General features: G+C 68.3%; 4 protein-coding genes. 1 reads left to right on the forward strand and 3 read right to left on the reverse strand.

The genetic code is table 11. The features are described 5' to 3' along the window. Positions 1 to 46: 46 nt before the first annotated feature. The 3 genes from kynA to kynB all read right to left on the reverse strand — a co-directional run bounded on the left by kynA (position 47) and on the right by kynB (position 3,031). Positions 47 to 838 (reverse strand): tryptophan 2,3-dioxygenase, encoded by a 792-nt coding sequence (gene kynA, locus AC6EI8_RS25190; protein WP_190286426.1) that lies wholly within the window; start codon positions 836 to 838, stop codon positions 47 to 49. Positions 839 to 1,018: 180 nt separating this feature from the next. Then, complete coding sequence (kynU, locus tag AC6EI8_RS25195) at positions 1,019 to 2,275, reverse strand: kynureninase (protein ID WP_150084230.1); 1,257 nt, start codon at positions 2,273 to 2,275, stop codon at positions 1,019 to 1,021. A 93-nt stretch (positions 2,276 to 2,368) separates the two neighbouring features. Beyond that, positions 2,369 to 3,031, reverse strand: a complete 663-nt coding sequence (gene kynB, locus AC6EI8_RS25200) for an arylformamidase (RefSeq protein ID WP_150084229.1) — start codon at positions 3,029 to 3,031, stop codon at positions 2,369 to 2,371. 252 nt (positions 3,032 to 3,283) lie between these two features. Here kynB and AC6EI8_RS25205 point away from each other — a divergent pair. Continuing rightward, positions 3,284 to 3,738, forward strand: a 455-nt coding sequence (locus AC6EI8_RS25205) for an Lrp/AsnC family transcriptional regulator (protein ID WP_498383220.1), incomplete at its 3' end; no start/stop codon positions are given.

Raw genomic sequence — 3,738 nt, forward strand, 5'->3', positions numbered from 1 at the left:
ATCCGAGTCGCTCGGGTCGCCGCGGCGGCTCAGCGAGCGATCGCCATCACAGGTCCGTGCGCAGCTTCCACAGTTCGGGGAACAGCACGATGTCGAGCATCTTGCGCAGATAGCTGACCCCCTCGGTGCCGCCGGTGCCGCGCTTGAAGCCGATCACGCGTTCGACCGTGGTGACATGGCGGAAGCGCCATTGGCGGAAGGCATCCTCGAGATCGACGAACTTCTCGCCGAGCTCGTACAGCTCCCAGTGCGCCTCGGGCTTGCGATAGACCTCCAGCCAGGCGGCTTCGACCGAGGCGTTGTAGCCGGCCGGCTCGGTCCAGTCGCGCTCGAGGCAGGCCGCGTCGATCGCGAAGCCGCGCCGCGCCATCAGCCGGATCGCCTCGTCGTACAGCGACGGCGTGCGCAGCGCCTCCTCGACCAGCGCATGGTGCTGCGGACGGTGTGCGTGCGGGCGCAGCATCGCGGCGTTCTTGTTGCCGAGGATGAATTCGATCTCGCGGTACTGGAACGACTGGAAGCCGGACGACATCCCCAGATAGGGCCGCATCGCCGAATACTCCGGCGGCGTCATCGTCGCCAGCACGTTCCACGCCTGCACCAGCTGGTCCATGATGCGCGACACCCGCGTCAGCATCTTGAACGCCGGCGGCAGGTCGTCGCGCCGCACCGCCTCGCGCGCGGCGCGCAGCTCATGCAGCATCAGTTTCATCCACAGCTCGGTGGTCTGATGCTGGACGATGAACAGCATCTCGTTGTGATCGGGCGAGAGTGGATGCTGGGCGTTCAGGATCTGGTCGAGCGCCAGATAGTCGCCGTAGCTCATCTGCTGGCGCATGTCGAGCTGCGCGCCATGCCATTTGTCCCCGGGAGCCGACTTGTCGCCGGATGGAGATTCGGATGGAGATCCACCCTCGCGCGATGTTTCCCCGTGGTGCGCCCCGCCGCCCGACATCGGGCAGCCGCCGTGCCCGGCCTTGATGTTCTTCGATTCCATGGTCATCGTTTCGCTCGCTGCTCAGGTCACCGCCGTGCGCGTCTGGAAGCGCGCCGCTTCGTAGGCGCCGCTGTCGAGCACGTCGCGCAACACTTCCACCGCATCCCAGACGTCCGCAAAACCAGTGTAGAGCGGCGTGAAGCCGAAACGGATGATCCGCGGCTCGCGGTAGTCGCCGATCACGCCGCGCTCGATCAGCGCCTGCATCACGGCATAGCCCTGCGGATGGGCGAAGCTGACCTGGCTGCCGCGGCGCGCGTGCTCGCGCGGCGTGACCAGCGTCAGCGGATGGTGGCCGCAGCGCGCTTCCACCAGCGCGATGAACAGATCGGTCAGCTGCAGCGACTTGGCGCGCAGCGCCTGCATGTCGGTGCGGCCGAAGATTTCCAGTCCGCATTCGACCATCGCCAGCGAGGTCATCGGCTGCGTGCCGCACAGGAAGCGCGAGACGCCGCTGCGCGGGCGGTAGTCGGGCTCCATCGCGAACGGCGCGGCGTGGCCCCACCAGCCCGACAGCGGCTGCCAGAACGCGTCGCGCAGCGCCGGTGCGACCCACAGGAAGGCCGGCGAGCCCGGGCCGCCGTTCAGGTACTTGTAGGTGCAGCCGACCGCGTAGTCCGCGCCGGACTCGCGCAGCGCGACCGGCACGGCGCCAGCCGAATGCGCCAGGTCCCAGACCGTCAGCGCGCCGCGCGCATGCGCCAGTTCGGTCAGCGCCGCCATGTCGAGCATCTCGCCGGTCTTGTAGTTGACGTGGGTCAGCATCAGCACGGCGGTATCGTCGCGCACCGCCGCGTCGATCTCGTCGGGGCTGTCGACCAGGCGCAGCGAATAGCCCTGCTGCAGCAGATCGGCCAGGCCCTGGGCGATATACAGATCGGTCGGGAAATTGCTGCGCTCGGAGACGATCACCCTGCGCGCCGGGCTGCGCAGCCCCTGCACGCGCAGCGCGGCGGCCAGCACCTTGAAGAGGTTGACCGAGGTGGTGTCGGTGACGACGACCTCGTCCTCGCCGGCGCCGACCAGCGGCGCCAGCAGATTGCCCAGGCGCTGCGGCAGTTCGAACCAGCCGGCGGTATTCCAGCTGCGGATCAGGCCTTCGCCCCATTCCTGCTCGACGACCTGAGCGGCGCGGGCGGCGGCCGCGCGCGGGCGGGCGCCCAGCGAATTGCCGTCCAGATAGATCACGCCGTCGGGCAGCGCGAAGGCGTCGCGCAGCGGGCGCAAGGGGTCTTGCCGGTCCAGCGACAGGCATTGCTCGCGGGTAGTTGCGGTCATGGCTTCCTTGATGATGGTTTGGCGATCGCCGCCAGCGGCGGTCGCGATCGGTGCGCAGATGCGGAAAGGCGGGGACGCCGGGGCGGTCGGCCCTCAGGACAGGCTGCGCAGCACCGCCCGCACCGGGCTGGCGTCCAGCGCGGCAAGGCGCAGCGGCAGCGCGATCAGTTCGTAGTCGCCGGGCGCGACGGCGTCGAGCACCAGCCCTTCGAGAATCGCCATCCGATGCGTTCGCACCATCCGGTGCGCATCCATGGTCTTGGACTGCTGCGGATCCAGCGACGGCGTGTCGATGCCGATCAGGCGCACGCCGCGTTCGGCCAGCAGCGCGATGGTTTCCGGCGCCACCGCGCAGAAGTCGGGGTCCCATTCGGTCAGCGGCGCGCTGCGATAGGTGCGCAGCAGCACGCGCGGCGGCACGCCGTCGAGCGCGTCCGCGACCTGTTCCGGCCGCACCAGCGGCGCCGCGCCGATGCAATGGATCACCCGGCAGGGGCCCAGGTACGGGTCCAGATCCACCTCGCCGATCGGCGCGCCGTCGGCCGCGTAGTGCAGCGGCGCATCCGCGTGCGCGCCGGTGTGCGGCGACAGCGTGATGCGGCCGACGTTGACCGGGCATTGCTCGTCCATCTGCCAGGCGCTCTGCTGCTGGAACGGCGTGTCGCCGGGCCACACCGGCGTCGCCGGCGACAGCGGGGGGCTGATGTCCCACAGCGCGCGGGCCGTGGTCGGGGAGGTCGAAAGGGCGTCGGACATTGGGGCGCGTCGAGGGGCTTGCGATGGGCCGATAGGGCGATAGGCGATAAAGCGACAGGCCGGTAATGCGGGAGGCGGGTAAAGCCATCGGCCGGGGACAGCAAAAGGCCGGCATAGCATTAGGCGGCGGTGGCGCCGATCCCGGCATGATAGTCAAGATTTCGGGAAAGAGGCTTGCTATTTCGACGGCTGGTTGAGCCGTAATTCGCATAGAATTCGATAAATCGAACACATTGCGAAAGGATCTGCGACATGACGCTCGACCCCATCGATCTGCGCATCCTGACCTGCCTGCAGCAGAACGGCCGCATCAGCAACCAGGACCTGGCCGAGCGCGTCGCGCTGTCGCCCTCGGCCTGCCTGCGGCGGGTGCGGCTGCTGGAGGAAAGTGGCGTGATCGGCGGTTATCGCGCCTGGTTCGACGCCGAGCGGCTGGGGCTGGAGCTGGAAGCGATCGTGCAGGTGTCGATGCGGCCGGCGGTCGAGGGCTGGCATGACACGTTCAACGCGGCGGTGCAATCGTGGCCGGAAGTGCTGTCGGCCTATGTGATCACCGGCGACAGCAACTACATCCTGCGCGTGCAGGCGCGCAACCTGAAGCACTACTCCGATTTCATCGTGAACCGGCTCTATCGCACGCCGGGCGTGATGGACATCCGCTCGAACATCGTGCTGCAGCGGATCAAGACCGAGGGCTCGCCACTGGA

The organism is Cupriavidus sp. R6-3 (genome assembly GCF_059772245.1).